Origin of the sequence: Streptomyces thermospinosisporus (assembly GCF_039526425.1) — a bacterium.
In the GTDB taxonomy this organism is placed as follows: Bacteria; Actinomycetota; Actinomycetes; order Streptomycetales; family Streptomycetaceae; genus Streptomyces; species Streptomyces thermocarboxydovorans.
The window spans coordinates 1-17,275 of sequence record NZ_BAAAIZ010000102.1; the positions used below are offsets into that span (position 1 = coordinate 1).

Consider the following 17,275-nt stretch of genomic DNA (forward strand, 5'->3'; position numbering starts at 1 on the left):
AACCAATCACACGAACGAGCGATCACGAACCCAGAGAGATGGGACTTAACGCCCTCTCAGCAGCCGCTGTCCCACGTCGCCGTCACCGACGCGGAGACCAGAGAGACACAGATCTCCGACGAAGTGACGGTGGTGGTGATGGCCGGAGCGTCGCTCTCGGCCGCCACTCCGAACTCTTCGGCCGTCGTGTAGGCCGTGTAACCCTCAAGCAGCTGGTCGGCAGCGTTCACGATTCCTCCTGAAATGGGGGTCCCCGTATCGGCCGGCCGCAGGACACAGCCCGCCCGAGCTAAAGGGACGACACTGGTGGACGCGAGAAGTTGACCATCTCGTCGGCGTCACAGCGACCCCTCAACTTTCCATGAGCTTCAGCCAGATCGGCTCCTGCCTGCGGGTTCAGCTCTGACGGCTCATACGGTGGCTCGCTAGATGCACCTGCCGCCTAGGCCCGCCAGATCACCGCCAAGCATCCGCTTGGCGGACCTCACCCCGGCTCCTGTGCTCGACGGCTTCCCCCGATGTGTCGCGTGCCGTCTCCGCGGGAGCGGAATGGGAGCAGCCCGGGAGCCGGATTCCGAAGTTGGCTCCCCAACGGCTCCCAAGAGACCCTGGAAACGAGTCAGGGGCCCGACCCGCGATGCGGATTAGGCCCCTGACCTGGTGTTTCACTGTCGGGGTGGCGGGATTTGAACCCACGACCTCTTCGTCCCGAACGAAGCGCGCTGCCAAGCTGCGCTACACCCCGATCATCGCCGCTGTCGCGGCGACGACGATTACTTTAGCCCACCGGTGGCCGGAGACGAAATCCGGTTTCAGCGGAGGCGGCGGACCGGGTGCGGGCGGACGTGGTCGAGGGCGACCAGGAGGGCCGCCAGGGCGTAGAAGGCGAGGCCCACGAGGAGGGCGTTGGCCAGCACGCTGCGGTAGCCGTCGCGGGTGACGTCGAGGAAGGGGTAGAGGTAGGCGGCCGGGTTGCCGGGGAGGAGTTCGCCGCGGACCAGGGTGAAGGCCAGGTAGGCCAGGGGGTACAGCATCCAGGTCGTGGCCTGGAGGATGTGCGTGCGGGCCGAGGGGGAGAGCAGGAGCCAGTCCAGCAGGGCCGCGAGCGGGATCACCGTGTGGAGGGCGTGGGCCGCGGCCGTTTCCAGCAGGCCCGTCTCGCCGGTCATGGAGAAGGCCGGCTTGGCGTCGGCGAGGAGGGTGTGGTGGACCAGGGCCGCCATCACTACGTAGAGGAGGGTGGCGCCGGTGAGCCCGCCCGGGAGGGGGTGGCGGGCCGTCCAGGCTCGGCGGGCCGAGGCCAGGGTGACCAGGGCCAGGAGCAGCGTGCTCTGGATGGTGAAGTAGCTCAGGACGCGGGTCGGGTTGCCGAGGAGGAGTTCGACGGCGGCGGCAGTGATCGCCGTTGCGGCCAGGAGTAGGCGGTAGGTCGCTGCGAGGGGGCGGCGCACCGGGGGGACCACGGCCCGGGCCGGGACCGGGGAGGGCAGCAGCGAGGGGGGCGGCATCGGGACGGCGGGCAGGTCCGGGATGTCCCTGGGTATCGGGGCTGTCATGCCTCCAGAGTGGGAGGCATGACCCGATTGGTGCGATTTGTTGTGGTGCGGATGGGTTACCGGGAGAACGGCGGTGTTCAGTGTCGTTTGGATTACTCTCGGTTCACTTCGGTCAGTCTCGGCTCGTGAGAGTCAGCAGCGTCGCCTCCGGGGGGCAGGCGAAGCGGACGGGGGTGTAGCGGTTGGTGCCGCAGCCTGCGGAGACATGCAGGTAGGCGGTGTGGCCGTCGGCGGTGTGGGTGGACAGGCCCTTCACGCGGTCCGTGTCGAGGTCGCAGTTGGTGACCAGGGCGCCGTAGAAGGGGATGCACAGCTGGCCGCCGTGGGTGTGGCCGGCCAGGATCAGGGGGTAGCCGTCGGCCGTGAAGGCGTCCAGGACGCGCAGGTAGGGGGCGTGGACGATGCCCATGGAGAAGTCCGCGGAGGGCGACGGGCCGCCGGCCACCTCGTCGTACCGGTCCCGCTTGATGTGCGGGTCGTCGAGGCCGGTGAGCTCGATGGACACGTCGTTGATCTTGAGGGTGCCCCGGGTGTTGGTCAGGTTGAGCCAGCCCGCGGCGTCGAAGCCGTCCCGGATGTTCTCCCACGGGTTGTGGACGACGCCGACGGCCGGCGGGTTGCCGTTCAGGCCGTGCCTGCCCTGGGCCTTCTCGATCAGGTAGCGGGCGGGGTTGCGCAGGCGGGGGCCGTAGTAGTCGTTGGAGCCGAAGACGTAGGCGCCCGGGAACTCCATCAGCGGGCCCAGCGCGTCCAGCACCTCGGGCACGCCCTCGGGGTCGGACAGGTTGTCGCCCGTGTTGATCACGAAGTCGGGGCGCAGACCGGCGAGCGAGCGCAGCCAGCGCTGCTTCTTGCGCTGGCCGCTGACCATGTGGATGTCGGAGACCTGCAGCACGCGCAGGGGGCGCATCCCGGACGGCAGGACGGGGACCGTCACCCGCCGCAGCCGGAAGGAGCGGGCCTCGAAGCCCGCCGCGTACAGCAGTCCGGCGGCCCCGGCCGCCGTGATTCCCAGGGGGATTCCGTATCGCGCGCGCATGGACCCATCGTGTCAGACCGCGAGCGGCCGCCGTGCCACGCAGTCCGCCCGCTGCCCGTACGAACAGCCTTTTCCCGTACGCCCCTTAAATCAGCAGGCGTCCTGCCCTGCGCACCTGCGACAATCAAGTCATGACCACGCTCAAGTCCAAGCTGCAGGATGACCTCAACGCCGCGATCAAGGAGCGCGACGAGCTGCGCTCCTCGACGCTGCGCCTGACGCTCGCCGCGATCACCAAGGAGGAGGTCGCGGGCAAGGAGAAGCGTGAGCTCTCCGACGAGGATGTGCTGAAGGTGATCACCCGCGAGGCCAAGAAGCGCCGTGAGGCGGCCGAGGCCTTCGCGCAGGGCGGTCGCACCGAGCAGGCCGAGCGGGAGAAGGCGGAGGGCGAGGTGCTCGCGCAGTACCTGCCGAAGCAGCTGTCCGACGACGAGCTGAACGCGATCGTCGCCCAGGCGGTCGAGGAGGCGAAGGCGGCCGGCGCCGAGGGGCCGCGCGCCATGGGCGCCGTCATGAAGATCGTGAACCCGAAGGTCGCGGGCCGGGCGGAGGGCGGCCGGGTCGCCGCCGCGGTGAAGAAGATGCTGGCCGGCGGCTGAACGGCCGGCCCGTCATACCTATACCTAGTGGGCGTACGAACGCGGGCGGCCCCTTCCCTCAGTAGAGAGGCGGCCCCTTCCCTCAGTAGAGAGGGGAGGGGCCGTTCGCGTGCGTGGGTGGGGCGGTCGCCCAGGGGACCTGGAGGCCAGGAGCCCAGATGACCGGAGGCCCAGAGCCTCCCGCCGGCCTCAGTCCCTGCCGCCCGGCCCGTTGCCCGGGCCGCGGATGAAGCCCTCCGGGATGGAGAACGTCGGGTCGGGCTCCGGGCCGCCGGGACCGCCGTTGCCACCACCGGGTCCGCCATTGCCGCCGCCGGGGCCGCCGTTGCCGCCGCCGATCAGGCCGCCGATGAAGCCGCCGTTGTCGTCGCCCTCGTCGCGGTCCTCGTCATCGTCGCCCCGGTCGCGATCGCGGTTGCGGTCGTCCGGGATGTCGACCAGGTTGAAGTCGGGCGCCTCCTTGCCCTCCAGCGCGCCGTTCATCATGTCGCGCCAGATCGGGCCGGGCACCTGGCCACCGAAGACCTTGCCGTGCCACTGGCCGCCGATGGAGATGTTGATCATCTTCCGCTTGTGCGCGGGGTCGCCGACCCAGACCGCGCCGGCCATGTTCGGGGTGTAGCCCACGAACCAGGCGGCGTAGCGCTCGTCGGTGGTACCGGTCTTGCCCGCGCTCGGGCGGCTGCCGAGGCCGGCCTGGGTGCCCGTACCGTCCTCGACGACGCCCTTGAGCAGGGTGTTGACGGTGTCGGCGGTCTTCTCCGACATGGCCCGCGAGCAGGTCGACTTCGGCACCGGCAGGGACTTCTCCTTGCCCCCGATCCGCTGGCTGATCGACTCGATGGCGACCGGGGTGCAGTGCATGCCGCGCGCGGCGAAGGTGGCGTAGCCGTTCGCCATGGTCAGCGGGGACATCTCCTGGGTGCCCAGGGCGATGGACGGGGCCTGCTGCATCTTGCGGCCGTCGGCCCGCTGGACGCCCATCTTCTTGGCCATCTCGGTGACCGGGCAGATCCCGATCTCACTGATCAGCTCGACGAAGTAGGTGTTGACCGACTTGGCGGTCGCCTCCTTCATGCTGTACGGGCCGACCTCGGACTCGTTCTCGTTCTCGACCGGGACGTTCTGCTCGTTCCACACCTTGCCGTCGCAGGCCTGGACGGGCGAGGGGTAGTTCATCTTGTACGGCGCGGCGTACGTCTTGGTCGGCGGCACCCCGTTCTCCAGGGCCGCCGCGGCGACGATCGGCTTGAACGTGGAACCGGGCTGGTAGCCCGCGCCGCCGCCCATGGCGTCGTCGACCGAGAGGTTGAGCGTCGTCTCGTGCTTCTTGGTGTCGATGCCGTAGGGCCGGGACTGGCCCATGGCAAGGATCTTGCCGGTGCCGGGCTCGACGATGGTGGCGGCGGTCGCCACGTCGTCGCTCTGGTTGACGTGGTTCTTCACCGACTGCTGCACGGCTTCCTGCGCCTGCGGGTCCATGGTGGTGCGGATCGTCAGGCCGCCCTGGTTCCAGATCCTGGCCCGCTCCTCCTTGGTCTTGCCGAAGACCGGGTCGTTCAGGAAGACCTCGCGCACATAGTCGCAGAAGAAGCCCGCGCCCTTGACGGCGGTGATGCAGCCGTTCTTCGGCTTGCTGACCTTCAGCCCGAGCGGGGCCCTGGCCGCCTTGTCGGCCTCCTCCTGGGAGATGTCCCCGATCTGGGCCATCCGCCGGAGCACCACATTGCGCCGCTTCTTCGCCTCGGCCTCGTCGTTGACCGGGTCGTAGCGGCTCGGGGACTGCACGATGCCGGCGAGGAGGGCGGACTCCTGGAGGTTGAGGTCCTTGGCGGACTTGGAGAAGTAGCGCTGGGCGGCGGCCTCCACGCCGTAGGCCTGCTGGCCGAAGAAGGTGATGTTGAGGTAGTTCTCGAGGATCTTCTTCTTGCCCAGCTCCTCCTCGACCTGGATCGCGTACTTCAGTTCGCGGATCTTGCGGCCGAGGGTCTGCTGGGTGGCCTGGGCGACCTTCGTCGGGTCGTCGCCGGCCTCCTCGACGAAGACGTTCTTCACGTATTGCTGCGTGAGCGTGGAGGCGCCCTCGGCGACGCCGCCCTCCTGCGCGTTGCGGTTGAGGGCGCGCAGGACTCCCTTCAGGTCGACGGCGCCGTGCTGGTAGAAGCGCGAGTCCTCGATCGCGATGATCGCCTTCTGCATGTACGGCGAGATGTCCTTGAGGTCGACCACCGTGCGGTCGCGCGAGTAGACCGTGGCGATCGTGCCGCCCTGGGCGTCCAGGATGGTGGTGCGCTGGCTCAGCGGAGGGGTCTTCAGATTGGCCGGGAGCTCGTCGAAGCTCTCGACCGAGCCCTTGGCCGCCAGCCCGAGCGCGCCCACGGCGGGCAGCGCGATTCCGGCCAGCACCGCTCCCGCGAGGACACTGACACCGAGGAACTTGGCGGCCTGCTGCGTGGGGGACAGACCACCGCCCGAGCGCTTGTTTGACATGAGAGCAGCCTACGTTCTCATTCGCCGGACAGGCGTATATGCCTTGGCCTAAGCTGCTCTCGACTGTCACAGCAGTGAGGCCATGTATCAATACGTCCGGCGACCCCGAATCGTCTCGGACCTCCTCGACTTTCTTTCGGCGAGCGAGTCGAGTGCGTGCCCCGAATCGCCTTGTGTGTGACTTGGTGTCCGTTGTGGCGCAACTGAACTGACCCCATACGCCCGGTTTGTCGTGCATGTCGCCAGCTCACTCCCGCGGGTGATCTGCCGCTTACCCATAGTCCGTTCGGACCATTCAAGATTGGGCCCGCTGGGGGTGTTGCGTCGTGCCCACCTTCCGTAACGTCCTCAACTGGCGACGGTGAATATGCCGCTGCCGCCGTGGGGGAGCCTCGATTCGGGAGAGGACGGCGCCGGTATGGGCTGGGTTACCGACTGGAGTGCGCAGGCTGCCTGCCGCACTACCGATCCGGATGAACTGTTCGTTCAGGGAGCAGCGCAGAACAGGGCCAAGGCGGTGTGCACCGGATGCCCGGTACGCACCGAATGTCTGGCTGACGCGCTGGACAACCGCGTGGAGTTCGGCGTGTGGGGAGGCATGACCGAGCGTGAGCGCCGGGCGCTGCTGCGCCGGAGGCCCACCGTGACCTCCTGGCGCCGGCTGCTGGAGACCGCCCGCTCGGAGTACGAGCGCGGGGCCGGCGTCGTGCCGATGGGCGACGACCAGGTCTACGAGAACTACGCGGCAGTGAGCTGAGGGCCCGCCCGCCGAGCCGAGGGATTTCGGAATCCGATGAGCTGAGGGCCCTTCTACGGGCCCTCGACGGGTCGGTATGCCCTTGATGTGCCTTTCGTGTGCCCTTGAGGGGCGTGGCTCGGTATGCGTTGACGGGCATCAGATGCCCTTGAGGGGCGTGGCTCGGCGTGCCTTGACGGGCATGGGCATGGCTCCGTGTGTCTTGACAGGCGCGGGCACGGGCATGGCTCCGCTTCGCGCCTCGGTGATGTGAGACGGCGGCCTGCCTGACGCAGGACCCGACGGTGCCTGCCGCGGAACCGGACGGAACCGTGCGGCCGGTGCTACGCGCCCGGCTCGGGCAGCTCGGGCCGGTTGTTCGCGAGCCGGTCGCCGATGTCCCGCAGGCCCGCCAGGTCGTGGACGTCGCCGGGCAGCGCGGCCACCTCCGTCACCGCCACCTCGGGGTGGAGCGCGGTGAAGCGGTCGCGTGTGCGCTGCTCGCGCGCCAGCAGGTGCATCCGCTCGGCGTGCAGCCTCAGCAGGCCCGCCGTGAACCGGTCCACCGACCGTTCCGCCTCGGCGGGGGAGCCTTCGTCGGGAGCAGTGGACTCGGCGGAAGCGCCGGGCTCGTCGCGAGCCGGTGATTCTGAACTGTCGTATGTGCTCGGGGAGTTGCCGGGAGAGGTACGAGAACCAGCTTTCCCGTACTCCTGATCCACAATGCGGGACTCCTCAAGATTTTCCGCCGCGGCGATCGCCCGCTCGGCCGACAGCCGGTCGGCGCCGCTGCCGTGCACCCGGTTGAGCACCAGACCGGCGAGCGGCATCTTCTCCGCGGCCAGCCGCTCCACGAAGTACGCGGCCTCGCGCAGCGCGTCCCGCTCCGGGGCCGCCACCACCAGGAACGCCGTCCCCGGCGCCTGGAGCAGCTTGTAGGTGGCGTCCGCACGCGTACGGAATCCGCCGAACATGGAGTCCATCGCCGCCACGAACGTCTGCACGTCCTTCAGCAGCTGACCGCCCAGCAGCTTGCCCAGAGCACCGGTCATCATCGACATGCCGACGTTCAGGAATTTCATCCCGGCGCGGCCGCCGGCCTTCGCCGGGGCCAGCAGCACCCGGATGAGCTTGCCGTCGAGGAAGGAGCCCAGCCGCTTGGGCGCGTCCAGGAAGTCCAGCGCGGAGCGCGACGGCGGGGTGTCCACGACGATCAGATCCCACTCGTCCCGGGCCCGCAGCTGGCCCAGCTTCTCCATCGCCATGTACTCCTGCGTGCCCGCGAAGCCCGCCGAGAGCGACTGGTAGAAGGGGTTGCTCAGGATCGCGGCGGCCCGCTCGGGGTCCGCGTGCGCCTCGACGATCTCGTCGAAGGTGCGCTTCATGTCGAGCATCATGGCGTGCAGTTCGCCGCCCGCGGAGTCGTCGATGCCCTTCACCCGGCGCGGGGTGTTGTCCAGCGAGTCGATGCCCATCGACTGGGCGAGCCGGCGGGCCGGGTCGATGGTGAGGACCACCACCTTCCGGCCCCGCTCGGCCGCGCGCAGCCCCAGGGCCGCGGCGGTGGTCGTCTTGCCGACGCCGCCGGCGCCGCAGCACACGATGATCCGGGTCTGCGGATCGTCGATCAGCGGGTCGATGTCGAGGACCCGGGCGGGGGAGAGGTGCTGACGGGCGGCCGGGTGGTGCGCCTGGGCAGCCTGGGCCGGTTCCGGACGGCTCATGTCATCCCCTGCTTCCGATGCGTCCACAACGTTCGATACGTCCGGTCGTTCCACACGTCCGGCACGTGCGATACATCCGGCACGTGCGGCACGTCCGGCTCGTGCGGTGCATCCGGCGCGTCCCGCACGTCCGGCTCGTGACGGCGTGCGCGGCGCGAGGGCGGAGGGGCTCGCGACGGTTCACGAGACGCCCTGTCCGCGCAGCTCGCGGGCCATCTGGTAGAGGGCCGCGAGGTCCACGCCGTCCGCGTACAGCGGCAGTTCGTGCAGCGGCAGGCCGAGGTCCTCCAGCACGGCGCGCTGCTCCGCCTCCAGCGCGTGCCGCTCGGCGTACTCCCGCGCCTGCTCGAGCAAGGGGTCCACCAGCCGCTCGGCGCGTCCGCCGCGCCGCGCGCCGCCGAGGCCGGCCGACGACAGTGCCCGTGCGACGGAGGAACGCTCGACGGTCCCGAGGAGTTCCAGGTCGGCCGGGTCCAGCAGGGCCGGCCGCACCATGTTCACGATCACCCGGCCGACCGGCAGCCGGGCCGCGCGCAGCTCGGCGATCCCGTCCGCGGTCTCCTGGACCGGCATCTCCTCCAGCAGCGTCACCAGGTGCACCGCCGTCTCCGGCGACTTCAGCACCCGCATCACGGCCTGCGCCTGATTGTGTATCGGGCCGATCTTGGCGAGCCCGGCGACCTCGTCGTTGACGTTGAGGAAACGGGTGATGCGGCCGGTAGGCGGTGCGTCCATCACGACGTAGTCGTAGACGAACCGCCCGCTGCGCTCCTTGCGCCGCACCGCCTCGCACGCCTTGCCGGTCAGCAGCACGTCCCGCAGGCCGGGGGCGATGGTGGTGGCGAAGTCGATGGCGCCGAGCTTCTTGAGTGCGCGACCGGCGCCGCCCATCTTGTAGAACATCTGGAGGTAGTCCAGAAGGGCCAGTTCGGGGTCGATGGCAAGGGCGTACACCTCGCCTCCGCCCGGAGCGACGGCGATCTTCCGCTCCTCGTAGGGCAACGCCTCCGTCTCGAAGAGCTGTGCGATGCCCTGGCGGCCCTCGACCTCGACGAGAAGCGTCCGCTTCCCCTCCGTGGCCAGGGCCAGCGCGAGGGCCGCGGCCACCGTGGTCTTGCCGGTTCCGCCCTTGCCGCTGACGACCTGGAGCCTGCTCACGTCTTCGAGCCTAAATGCTCGGTGCGCGGCCCGGCGGCTCCGGGGCGAGTTCCGCGGACATGTCACCGGGCGGGCGAGGACCGGCGCGTGGCCGGAAGTGGCCGCTGGGGCGGGGCGGAGGTGGTCGCCGGGTTGAGGCTGAGGTGGTCGCCGGGTTGAGGCTGAGGTGGTCGGAGTGTCTGGCCGAGGCTGCCCGAGCGCCTGACCGGATGGGGCGGGAGTGTGCGGCCGGAGGCCGCCCGGTGCCGAGCCGGATGCCGTCGCCTCCGCGCCGGGGCGTGCGGCTAGAGTCGGCCCCATGACCAAGTGGGAATACGCGACTGTGCCACTGCTCGTCCATGCCACGAAGCAGATCCTGGACACCTGGGGCGAGGACGGCTGGGAACTCGTCCAGGTCGTGCCCGGGCCGAACCCGGAGCAGCTGGTGGCCTACCTGAAGCGCGAGAAGCAGGCATGAGCGCCGTCGAGACGAAGCTCGCCGAGCTGGGTCTGAGCCTGCCGGAGGTCGTCCCGCCACTGGCGGCGTACCAGCCGGCCGTGCAGTCGGGGCCGTACATCTACACCGCGGGCCAGCTGCCCATGGTGGACGGCAAGCTTCCGGTCACCGGCAAGGTCGGTGCGGAGGTCACCGCGGAGGAGGCCAAGGAGCTGGCGCGCACCTGTGCGCTGAACGCCCTCGCCGCGGTCAAGTCCGTCGCCGGTGACCTGGACCGGATCGCGCGCGTGGTCAAGGTGGTCGGCTTCGTCGCCTCCGCTCCCGATTTCACCGGCCAGCCGGGCGTCCTCAACGGCGCGAGCGAGCTGCTCGGCGAGGTTCTCGGCGACAAGGGCGTGCATGCGCGCAGTGCGGTGGGCGTCGCGGTGCTTCCGCTGGACGCTCCGGTCGAGGTCGAGATCCAGGTGGAGCTGACGCAGGCGTAGCGGCGGGCCCGTCCGGGTCCGTCCGGCCCGTCCGTGCGGGGTGGGGGCATCGTCCCCACCCCGCCTGCCCGCCCGGCGGCCGGGGGCTCGGCGCGTCCCACGCTCGCTGAAGGGCGAGGGCTCAGGCGCGTGCCCCCTTGAGCGCCGGGCGTGGGAGGTGCCGGGCCGCGCGCCGGTGCCCCCGGCGGGGGCTCGTTCCCGGCCCCCGTAGACCTGCCTGATGAGCGCCGGCGTGAGCGGCGCCGACCCCGTGCGACGGCGCTCTCGGCGGGGTGCACGTTTCCTGGCCCGCCCCCGGCGTTGCTGGGCCGGCGCTTCCGGGCTTCTTCGCCCCCTTGTCCTGTCGGTCCGGCGCCCTTCGCTCTCCGGCGCCCCCCGATGGGTTCCGGCTCTGCCCGCTCCTGCTTCCGCAGATCCCCGCAAAGCACCCAGTTCTCGATCGGGGGCGCGGGGATTGCGCGTGCCTCAGTGGGCGCCGGGGTGGGCGGCGTCGGCTCCTGCGGCGCCCTTGGCGGGGTGCACGTCTCCTGGCCCGCCCCCGGCGTTGCTGGGCCGGCGCTTCCGGGCTTCTTCGCCCCCTTGTCCTGTCGGTCCGGCGCCCTTCGCTCTCCGGCGCCCCCCGATGGGTTCCGGCTCTGCCCGCTCCAGCTCCCGCATCCCCCGCAAAGTGCCCAGTGCTCGATGGGCGGCGAGGGCGCAGCAGTACCCGTGCCCCATGAGCGCCGGGTGGGCGGCGTGGACCCCAGGCGACGGGGCCCCTACCCCAGTCCCGCAATCACGGCCCCGCACCCCCAGCGGAGCGCCCGGCACTCGAACATCCGGGCGTCAGCAGATAGCCTCCGGCCATGGCGAATGTGCAGGCTGATGGCCAGTGGTACCCGCCGGAGTGGCCGGATCGGATCCGGGCGCTCGCCAGCGGGACGCTCACGCCGGTCGCGCCGAAGCGGGCGGCCACCGTGATGCTGCTCAAGGACACCCCGGACGGCCCTGTCGTGCACATGCTGCGCCGCCGTACGTCCATGGCCTTCGCCGGCGGCGCCTACGCCTACCCCGGCGGCGGTGTGGACCCGCGCGACGACGAGCGGCACATCCGCTGGGCGGGACCCTCGCGCAGCTGGTGGGCGGAGCGGCTCGGCGTCGACGAGACGGGCGCCCAGGCGATCGTCTGCGCCGCCGTGCGCGAGACGTACGAGGAGGCCGGCGTCCTGCTAGCGGGACCGACGGCCGACACGGTGGTGGGCGACACCACCGGCGACGACTGGGAGGCCGACCGGGCGGCGCTGGTCGCTCGCGAGGTCTCCTTCGCGGAGTTCCTCGACCGGCGCGGGCTGGTCCTGCGCTCCGACCTGCTCGGCGCCTGGACGCGCTGGATCACCCCGGAGTTCGAGCCGCGCCGCTACGACACCTGGTTCTTCGTCGCCGCGCTCCCGGAGGGCCAGCGCACCCGGAACGTCTCCACCGAGGCCGACCGTACGGTCTGGATCGCCCCGCACGAGGCGGCCGCCGCCTACGACAAGGGCGAGCTGCTGATGATGCCGCCGACCATCGCGACGCTGCGCCAGCTGATGCCGTACAGCAGCGCGGCCGAGGCGCTCGAAGCGGCGCCCGCACGGGATCTCACGCCGGTGCTGGCCACCGCGCGCCTGGTGGACGGCCAGATCGTGCTCTCCTGGCCGGGGCACGACGAGTTCACCAAGCACATACCGACCGGGGGAGCCTCCGCATGACGAACGCCAGCACCCTGCCGGGCCAGCCACGGGGCCAGGTCGTCTCCGGCCCCGCGACCCCGCGCGCGGTGAACGTCCTGGCGCCCAACCCCTCGGCGATGACCCTGGACGGCACGAACACCTGGATCCTGTCCGAGCCGGACTCCTCCCTCGCGGTGGTGGTCGACCCGGGTCCGCTGGACGAAGGGCACCTGCGCCGGGTCGTCGCCACGGCCGAGGAGGCCGGCAAGCGCATCGCCCTCACCCTGCTGACGCACGGTCACCCCGACCACGCGGAGGGCGCGGGCAGGTTCGCCGAGCTGACCGGCACCAAGGTGCGCGCCCTGGACCCCGCGCTGCGGCTGGGCGACGAGGGGCTGGCCGCGGGGGACGTGATCAGCGTCGGCGGTCTTGAGCTGCGGGTCGTGCCGACGCCGGGGCACACCGAGGACTCCCTCTGCTTCCACCTGCCGGCCGACCAGGCCGTCCTGACCGGCGACACCATCCTGGGGCGCGGCACGACCGTGGTGGCCCACCCGGACGGCCGCCTCGGCGACTATCTGGACAGCCTGCGCCGCCTGCGCTCGCTCACGGTCGACGACGGCGTGCACACCGTCCTGCCAGGTCACGGGCCCGTCCTGGAGGACGCCCAGGGCGCCGTCGAGTACTACCTCGCCCACCGCGCCCACCGCCTCGCCCAGGTCGAGACGGCCGTCGAGGACGGCTACCGCACGCCCGCCGAGGTGGTCGCCCATGTCTACGCGGACGTGGACCGCTCTCTGTGGCCGGCCGCGGAGCTGTCCGTGCGCGCCCAGCTGGAGTACCTGCGGGAGCACGGGCTGATCTGAACGCCCGAACGGCAGATCCCGGCCCGGCGGCACTGGAACACGGCCGAGCCCCGCCTCCCATACCGGGGGCGGGGCTCAGGCGTACGACATACGGACGGGGCCGGCGTCAGCGGGAGCGCTTCGCCAGGCGCTCCACGTCCAGGAGGATCACCGCGCGGGCTTCCAGACGCAGCCAGCCGCGCTGGGCGAAGTCCGCCAGGGCCTTGTTGACCGTCTCGCGGGAGGCGCCGACGAGCTGGGCCAGCTCCTCCTGCGTGAGGTCGTGCACCACGTGGATGCCCTCCTCGGACTGCACGCCGAAGCGGCGCGACAGGTCCAGCAGGGCGCGGGCGACACGGCCCGGGACGTCCGAGAAGACCAGGTCGGACATGGCGTCGTTGGTCTTGCGCAGGCGGCGCGCGACGGCCCGCAGCAGGGCCGTGGCGACCTCGGGGCGGGCATTCAGCCAGGGCTGGAGGTCGCCGTGGCCGAGGCCCAGCAGCTTGACCTCGGTCAGCGCGGTGGCCGTGGCCGTGCGCGGGCCCGGGTCGAAGAGCGACAGCTCGCCGATCAGTTCGCCGGGGCCGACGACGGCGAGCATGTTCTCGCGGCCGTCGGGGGAGGTGCGGTGCAGCTTGACCTTGCCCTCGGTGACCACGTAGAGCCGGTCTCCGGGGTCGCCCTCATGGAACAGGGAGTCGCCCCGTGCCAGGGTCACCTCACTCATGGAGGCGCGAAGCTCCGCGGCCTGCTCGTCATCGAGCGCCGCAAAGAGCGGGTTCCGCCGCAGAACGTCGTCCACGAGTTATCTCCTTGTCGACCTGCTCAGGGGATCTTGCTCCCCCACGTACCAGGGGACCGTGGTGCCCATTTTGCCTGACGGTCCAAACAGTGTGATCTGTCACAAGGATGCCGCACCGTCCCGCCGGGGTACGCGGCAGGGGTCCAATTGGGCGCCGATCTTCCGGGTCCGGGGCGGATGTCGGTGCCGGGCCGTAGGCTGGCCGGGTGTCCAAATCGCCGGTGAGAGCACAGGCAGAGGGGGCTGCGCGGGTGGCGGTACGTCGCGATTCCGCTGTGGGCGAACAGAGCCCCGATGGCGGTAGGGAAACGACGAATGCGGCAGAGAAGGCCGCCTCCAAGCGGGCGGCGCCTGCCGGGGAGGCGGCTGTGAAGAAGACTGCGGCCAGGCAGGCGGCCAAGAGGGCGGCCGAGGAGGCGACGGCGGCGGCGAAGCAGGCCGCCGAGAAGGCCGCGCCTGCCGAGAAGGCGACCACGAAGAAGGCTGCTGCCGAGAAGGCCGCATCGGCTGCGAAGACCCCGTCGGCGAAGAAGGCCCCGGCCACCAAGAAGGCGGCCGCCGAGAAGGCGACCGCCAAGAAGACGGCCACTAAGAAGACGGCCGCCGAGAAGACGACCTCCGCCAAGGCACCCGCCAAGAAGTCCGTCTCAGCCAAGAAGTCCGCCCCGGCGAAGAAGGCCGCCGTCAAGAAAGCCCCCGCCGTCAAGAAGCCCCTCGTCGCGCCCAAGAAGGCCACCGCCGCCGTCAAGGCCGCGCCCGCGAAGACCGTCGTCCATCCGGGCAAGGGCGAGTCGCGCACCGCGCTGGTGCGCCGCGCGCGCCGGATCAACCGCGAGCTCGCCGAGGTGTACCCGTACGCCCACCCGGAGCTGGACTTCGAGAACCCCTTCCAACTGCTGGTCGCCACCGTCCTGTCGGCCCAGACCACGGACCTGCGCGTCAACCAGACGACCCCGGCCCTCTTCGCGAAGTACCCCACCCCGGAGGACCTGGCCGCCGCCAACCCGGAGGAGGTGGAGGAGATCCTCCGCCCGTGCGGCTTCTTCCGCGCCAAGACCCGCTCGGTGATGGGCCTTTCCAAGGCGCTGGTGGAGAGGTTCGGCGGCGAGGTCCCCGACCGTCTGGAGGACCTGGTCACCCTGCCCGGCGTCGGCCGCAAGACCGCCTTCGTGGTGCTGGGCAACGCCTTCGGCCGGCCCGGCATCACCGTGGACACCCACTTCCAGCGCCTGGTGCGCCGCTGGAAGTGGACGGATGAGACCGACCCCGACAAGATCGAGGCGGCCGTCGGCGCGCTGTTCCCCAAGAGCGAGTGGACCGATCTGTCGCACCACGTGATCTGGCACGGCCGCCGCATCTGCCACGCCCGCAAGCCCGCCTGCGGCGCCTGCCCCATCGCCGCGCTCTGCCCCTCGTACGGAGAGGGCGAGACGGACCCCGAGAAGGCGAAGAAGCTGCTGAAGTACGAGAAGGCCGGCCTGCCAGGCCAGCGCCTGAAGCCCCCGCAGGCCTATCTGGACGCGGGCGGCCGCCCCGCTCCCCCGCTGAGGGCCGGATGAGGGCAGGCAGCGGGCGCCCCTCGGGAGAGCGGGCCGCGGAACGATCTCGGGGCCCCGGGGCGTTGCACCCGCAGGACCAGACACGCTTCTGCGGGCCGGGACGAGTGGGGTGGCGATGACGCGGGCGAGCAACACCCGGGGCGGGCCGGTGACGATCAGCAAGGAGGGCCTGCCCGAGTGGCTGGACCCGGTGGTGCGGGCGGCGGAGACGGTCGCTCCGCGCCAGCTGAGCCGCTTCCTGCCGCCGGAGAACGGCGCGGGCCGCCAGTCCGCCGTGCTCATCCTGTTCGGCGAGGGCGAGCGGGGCCCCGAGCTGCTGCTGATGGAGCGGGCCGGCTCGCTGCGCTCGCACGCCGGGCAGCCGTCCTTCCCGGGCGGGGCGCTCGACCCGGAGGACGGTGATCCGCTCGGCGAGGGGCCGCTGCGGGCCGCGCTGCGCGAGGCCGAGGAGGAGACCGGGCTCGATCCGTCCGGCGTCCAGCTCTTCGGCGTGCTGCCGAAGCTCTACATCCCGGTGAGCGGCTTCGTGGTCACCCCGGTGCTGGGCTGGTGGCGGGAGCCCAGCCCGGTCGGCGTGGTGGACCCGAACGAGACGGCCCGGGTCTTCACCGTCCCGATCGAGGATCTGACCGACCCGGCCAACCGTGCGACCACGGTCCATCCCAGCGGCCACCAGGGGCCGGCGTTCCTGGTGGAGTCGGCCCTGGTGTGGGGCTTCACCGCGGGGGTCATCGACCGTCTGCTGCACTTCGCCGGATGGGAGCGCCCCTGGAACCGTGACCGGCGGGTCCCCCTGGACTGGCGGTCATGACAGGGTGGGCGCCGGAGCGAGGCGAATGACGAGGCGAGGCTTGAAGCGGTGAACGTGCTGGACATCCTGTTGCTGGTCGCCGCTGCCTGGTTCGCGGTGGTCGGCTACCGCCAGGGCTTCGTCGTCGGCATCCTGTCGGTGATCGGGTTCCTGGGCGGCGGTCTCGCCGCCGTGTATGTGCTGCCCGTGATCTGGGACGCCCTCACGGACAACGCCGAGGTCGGCACCACCGCCGCCGTGGTCGCGGTCGTCGTGGTGATCGTGTGCGCCTCCATCGGACAGGCACTGACCACGCACCTCGGCAACAAGCTGCGCCGCTACATCTCCTGGTCCCCGGCCCGGGCGCTCGACGCGACCGGCGGCGCCCTGGTGAACGTGGTGGCGATGCTGCTGGTCGCCTGGCTGATCGGCTCGGCCCTCGCCGGTACGACGCTGACGGGGCTGGGCAAGGAGGTGCGCAGCTCCAAGGTGCTGCTCGGGGTGTCCCGGGTGCTGCCGGACCGTGCCGACACCTGGTTCGCCGACTTCTCCTCCATCCTCGCCCAGAACGGCTTCCCGCAGGTCTTCAGCCCGTTCGCCAGCGAGCCGATCAACGACGTCCAGCCCCCGGACCCGGCGCTGGCCAACAGCCCGGTGGCCGCCCGCGCCCAGCGTTCCATCGTCAAGGTGATGGGCACCGCCGAGAGCTGCGGCAAGGTGCTGGAGGGCACCGGCTTCGTCTTCGCCGACCGCCGGGTGATGACCAACGCGCACGTGGTGGGCGGGGTCGACGAACCGACCGTGCAGATCGGGGGCGTGGGCCGCAGATACGACGCCACGGTCGTGCTCTACGACTGGGAGCGCGACATCGCGGTGCTCGACGTCCCCGACATGAAGGCCCCGGCGCTGCGGTTCTCGTCGAGGGACGCGAGCAGCGGCGACAGCGCGATCGTCGCCGGCTTCCCGGAGAACGGTGCGTATGACGTGCGCTCGGCGCGCGTACGGGGCCGCATCACGGCCAACGGCGCGGACATCTACCACCGCGGCACGGTCCGGCGCGATGTGTACTCCCTGTTCGCCAACGTCCGGCAGGGCAACTCCGGCGGTCCGCTGCTGACCCCCGACGGCGAGGTCTACGGCGTGGTCTTCGCCAAATCCCGCGACGACGCCGAGACCGGGTACGCGCTCACCGTGGACGAGATCCAGGAGGACATCGTCAAGGGCCGTGCCGCCAACCGCGAGGTGGACAGCGACAGCTGCGCGCTGTGAGTCGGCCGCGCGCCGTGAGCGCACGGCGGCGCGTCAGGAGCGGCGTGCGGCGGCCCGTCAGGTGCGGCGTGCGGCGGCCCGTCAGGTGCGGCGTGCGGC

At 71.1% G+C, this 17,275-nt stretch carries 16 protein-coding genes and 1 tRNA gene; 9 read left to right on the forward strand and 8 right to left on the reverse strand.

Translation table 11 applies throughout. From position 1 onward, the window contains the following. Positions 1 to 56: 56 nt before the first annotated feature. From ABD207_RS27515 to ABD207_RS27530, 4 genes are all read right to left on the reverse strand, one after another. Positions 57 to 230: an LxmA leader domain family RiPP gene (locus ABD207_RS27515; protein WP_344015894.1), complete on the reverse strand. Its 174-nt coding sequence runs from the start codon at positions 228 to 230 to the stop codon at positions 57 to 59. 441 nt (positions 231 to 671) lie between these two features. Further along, a tRNA-Pro gene (locus ABD207_RS27520) sits at positions 672 to 745 on the reverse strand. A gap of 67 nt (positions 746 to 812) precedes the next feature. Beyond that, positions 813 to 1,556 (reverse strand): Pr6Pr family membrane protein, encoded by a 744-nt coding sequence (locus tag ABD207_RS27525; RefSeq protein WP_344015895.1) that lies wholly within the window; start codon positions 1,554 to 1,556, stop codon positions 813 to 815. A 112-nt stretch (positions 1,557 to 1,668) separates the two neighbouring features. Further along, positions 1,669 to 2,595, reverse strand: coding sequence for a metallophosphoesterase (locus ABD207_RS27530; protein WP_344015896.1), 927 nt, complete (start codon positions 2,593 to 2,595; stop codon positions 1,669 to 1,671). Between the two features lie 131 nt (positions 2,596 to 2,726). On the opposite strand from ABD207_RS27530, the gene ABD207_RS27535 reads away from it, so the two are divergent. Further along, the gene (locus ABD207_RS27535; protein WP_344015897.1) at positions 2,727 to 3,194 is read left to right on the forward strand and encodes a GatB/YqeY domain-containing protein; all 468 of its coding nucleotides are present in this window, start codon (positions 2,727 to 2,729) and stop codon (positions 3,192 to 3,194) included. A gap of 189 nt (positions 3,195 to 3,383) precedes the next feature. Here ABD207_RS27535 and ABD207_RS27540 read toward each other — a convergent pair whose 3' ends face one another. Beyond that, entirely contained in the window at positions 3,384 to 5,684 is a 2,301-nt protein-coding gene (locus ABD207_RS27540; protein WP_344015898.1) for a transglycosylase domain-containing protein, read from the reverse strand. A 418-nt stretch (positions 5,685 to 6,102) separates the two neighbouring features. Between ABD207_RS27540 and wblA the strand changes: the two genes are divergently transcribed. Beyond that, on the forward strand, positions 6,103 to 6,441 hold the full coding sequence (wblA, locus tag ABD207_RS27545) for a transcriptional regulator WblA (protein ID WP_344000952.1): 339 nt from the start codon (positions 6,103 to 6,105) through the stop codon (positions 6,439 to 6,441). 323 nt (positions 6,442 to 6,764) lie between these two features. On the opposite strand, the gene bagB is transcribed toward wblA, so the two are convergent. Then, positions 6,765 to 8,144: an ATPase BagB gene (gene bagB / locus ABD207_RS27550; RefSeq protein WP_344015899.1), complete on the reverse strand. Its 1,380-nt coding sequence runs from the start codon at positions 8,142 to 8,144 to the stop codon at positions 6,765 to 6,767. 180 nt (positions 8,145 to 8,324) lie between these two features. After that, the gene (gene bagA, locus ABD207_RS27555) at positions 8,325 to 9,302 is read right to left on the reverse strand and encodes an ATPase BagA (protein WP_344015900.1); all 978 of its coding nucleotides are present in this window, start codon (positions 9,300 to 9,302) and stop codon (positions 8,325 to 8,327) included. A 298-nt stretch (positions 9,303 to 9,600) separates the two neighbouring features. Here bagA and sp36 point away from each other — a divergent pair, with 298 nt between their 5' ends. From sp36 to ABD207_RS27575, 4 genes are all read left to right on the forward strand, one after another. Beyond that, the gene (sp36, locus tag ABD207_RS27560; protein WP_009189813.1) at positions 9,601 to 9,759 is read left to right on the forward strand and encodes a Sp36 family protein; all 159 of its coding nucleotides are present in this window, start codon (positions 9,601 to 9,603) and stop codon (positions 9,757 to 9,759) included. Continuing rightward, the gene (locus ABD207_RS27565; protein ID WP_344015901.1) at positions 9,756 to 10,223 is read left to right on the forward strand and encodes a RidA family protein; all 468 of its coding nucleotides are present in this window, start codon (positions 9,756 to 9,758) and stop codon (positions 10,221 to 10,223) included. Before sp36 ends, ABD207_RS27565 begins: the two co-directional genes overlap by 4 nt. 845 nt (positions 10,224 to 11,068) lie before the next feature. Next, positions 11,069 to 11,950: an NUDIX hydrolase gene (locus ABD207_RS27570; protein ID WP_344015902.1), complete on the forward strand. Its 882-nt coding sequence runs from the start codon at positions 11,069 to 11,071 to the stop codon at positions 11,948 to 11,950. Then, a complete protein-coding gene (locus ABD207_RS27575) occupies positions 11,947 to 12,777 on the forward strand; it encodes an MBL fold metallo-hydrolase (protein WP_344015903.1) in 831 nt (276 codons plus the stop codon). Before ABD207_RS27570 ends, ABD207_RS27575 begins: the two co-directional genes overlap by 4 nt. 106 nt (positions 12,778 to 12,883) lie before the next feature. On the opposite strand, the gene ABD207_RS27580 is transcribed toward ABD207_RS27575, so the two are convergent. After that, entirely contained in the window at positions 12,884 to 13,558 is a 675-nt protein-coding gene (locus ABD207_RS27580; RefSeq protein WP_010031945.1) for a Crp/Fnr family transcriptional regulator, read from the reverse strand. Between the two features lie 368 nt (positions 13,559 to 13,926). Here ABD207_RS27580 and nth point away from each other — a divergent pair, with 368 nt between their 5' ends. The 3 genes from nth (at position 13,927) to ABD207_RS27595 (ending at position 17,176) form a co-directional block, all read left to right on the forward strand. Beyond that, positions 13,927 to 15,117: an endonuclease III gene (gene nth / locus ABD207_RS27585; RefSeq protein WP_344015904.1), complete on the forward strand. Its 1,191-nt coding sequence runs from the start codon at positions 13,927 to 13,929 to the stop codon at positions 15,115 to 15,117. A 115-nt stretch (positions 15,118 to 15,232) separates the two neighbouring features. Then, positions 15,233 to 15,928 carry an NUDIX hydrolase gene (locus tag ABD207_RS27590; protein WP_344015905.1) on the forward strand — a complete coding sequence of 232 codons (696 nt, stop codon included), beginning with the start codon at positions 15,233 to 15,235 and terminating at the stop codon, positions 15,926 to 15,928. A gap of 48 nt (positions 15,929 to 15,976) precedes the next feature. After that, positions 15,977 to 17,176, forward strand: a complete 1,200-nt coding sequence (locus ABD207_RS27595) for a MarP family serine protease (protein WP_344015906.1) — start codon at positions 15,977 to 15,979, stop codon at positions 17,174 to 17,176. Positions 17,177 to 17,275 lie beyond the last annotated feature (99 nt).